3 protein-coding genes are annotated in these 1,920 nt (G+C 66.0%); 2 read left to right on the top strand and 1 reads right to left on the bottom strand.

Annotated elements, in window-relative coordinates; genetic code table 11:
* Both ACYVDE_RS21425 and ACYVDE_RS21420 read left to right on the top strand, forming a co-directional pair.
* The coding region (locus ACYVDE_RS21425) for a histone deacetylase family protein (RefSeq protein ID WP_460503571.1) at nt 1-581 on the top strand (581 nt) is incomplete at its 5' end.
* 102 nt (nt 582-683) lie between these two features.
* Nucleotides 684-1,700, top strand: coding sequence for a J domain-containing protein (locus ACYVDE_RS21420; RefSeq protein ID WP_460503570.1), 1,017 nt, complete (start codon nt 684-686; stop codon nt 1,698-1,700).
* On the opposite strand, the gene ACYVDE_RS21415 is transcribed toward ACYVDE_RS21420, so the two are convergent.
* Nucleotides 1,697-1,920, bottom strand: a 224-nt coding sequence (locus ACYVDE_RS21415) for a hypothetical protein (protein WP_460503569.1), incomplete at its 5' end; no start/stop codon positions are given. The two genes, ACYVDE_RS21420 and ACYVDE_RS21415, sit on opposite strands and share 4 nt — an antisense overlap.

Genomic DNA, 1,920 nt, shown 5'->3' with positions numbered 1-1,920 from the left:
AGGGCATTGGCCTGAACCTGGCCGGCGGCACCCACCACGCCTTCGCCGACCGCGGCGAGGGATTCTGCGTGCTCAACGACCAGGCCATTGCCGCCGCCCACCTGCTGGCGCACGGCCTGGCGCAGCAGATTCTGATTGTGGATTTGGACGTGCACCAGGGCGACGGCACGGCCGCCATTTTCCGCCACGAGCCGCGCGTATTCACGTTTTCGATGCACGCCGGGGCCAACTACCCGCTGCGCAAAGAGCAGTCGGACCTGGATATTCCGCTGGCACTGGGCACCGGCGACGCTGAGTATCTGGCGCAGCTACGCACTACGCTGGCGCCACTGGTGAAGCAAGTGCAGCCCGACTTTATCTTTTACCAAGCCGGCGTGGACGTGCTGGCTACGGATAAGCTCGGCAAACTGGCCCTCACGCCCGCCGGCTGCCGACAGCGCGACGAGCTGGTGCTGGGCCTGTGCCGTGCCCAGGGCTTGCCCGTGGCCGTGAGCATGGGCGGCGGCTATTCGGAGCGGCTGGCCGACATCGTGGATGCGCATTGCAACACGTTTCGGGTGGCGTTTGAGCTGTGGCCGTAGGGTGCGGGGCTTACTACCGCCCGCCGTTGAACGGTACCAGCACGAAACATTCAACGGCGGGCGGGGGCAAGCCCCGCACCCTCCCCGTAACTTTGCGATTAGATGAAAAACCCCAATTCCGAGCATCCCGACCGCATTACTGTCCCAGTCAGAACTAGTGGACAGCCCACCGGCACCCCGGCGCAACAAGCGTTTCGCCAAGCTATTCTGGATGTGGAGAACCTGCGCGAGCGGCTGCACGACCTGCGCGCCGAGCAGGCCGATGCCCGGCGGCGCTACTGGCAGCAGGTGGGGCCGGCAGCGACGGCCGTGGTAGCGGCCCGGCGCGACCTATTCCCAGCGCTGGAGGAAGCCTTGCTGCTGGGCTATTTCAGCCGCCTGGAGGAGCAGCAGATTACGGAGGTAATTCTGGGCAATGCGCGGGCGTTGGCCGACCGGTTTGGCGAGGACGAGGAGGACATCATCCGCAAATATGCGCCCCACGGCAAGCGCCCGATGCCTGAGCCTGCCACGCCGGGCCACAAGGCCTCCAGCTCCAAAACCGCGCCCGAGTTCCACCCCGACCCTACCCTGCCGCCCCACGAGCAAGCCGCCCAAGCCGCAAAGGCCCGCCGCAAAACCAAGGCTCAGTGCCAGCAGGAAGCTGAAGCCCAGGCCGACCAGAAACAACTCGAATCAAACGCCAAAACCATCTACCGCCAGCTGGCCCGCACCCACCACCCCGACCTGGAGCGCGACCCCGTCAAGCAAGCCGCCCGCACGGCTCTGATGCAGCGCATCACCGAAGCTTATGAGGCCGATGACCTGTATACGCTGCTTCAGCTGCTGGCCGAATCGGGACCTGCCGACGCTGATGCCGACGATGTGCTGGCCCGCTACACCCGCGCCCTACTCCAGCAGCAAACCCAGCTGAAGCAGCAGATGAACGAGCTGAAATACGGACCCGACGGCTTCATCACCGGCTCGGGCCGCAAGCAGGAGCTGGAGCTACGCCAGCTCAAGCGCGACCTGCGGGCCGAAGCCGAATACGTGCAGCACATCGGCCGCCTCATCGGCGAAGCCGAAGGGCTGCGCGAGGTATTGCGGCGGCTGGCGGCCGAGGGGCTGGACAGTATCTAACGACCTGCGATGAAGGCCACTGCGTGCTGAATCACGCCGGCGTCGCGCAGAATGCGATTGTGGCCCAAGCCGCGCGTGGCGTGCAGCCACGCGTGGGGCCAGGCAGCCGCGATGTGCCGGCCTTCGGCAAACGGGATAATTTCGTCGTGCTCATCGTGCAGCACCAGTACTTGTTCGGCCCGGGTGCCGGGCCCGGCGGCGGCCACGGCGAAAGAGTCGG

This window comes from Hymenobacter agri (assembly GCF_054778495.1).
Note: the sequence above shows the minus strand (reverse complement) of the source record. Positions and strands in the feature narration are given on the sequence as shown.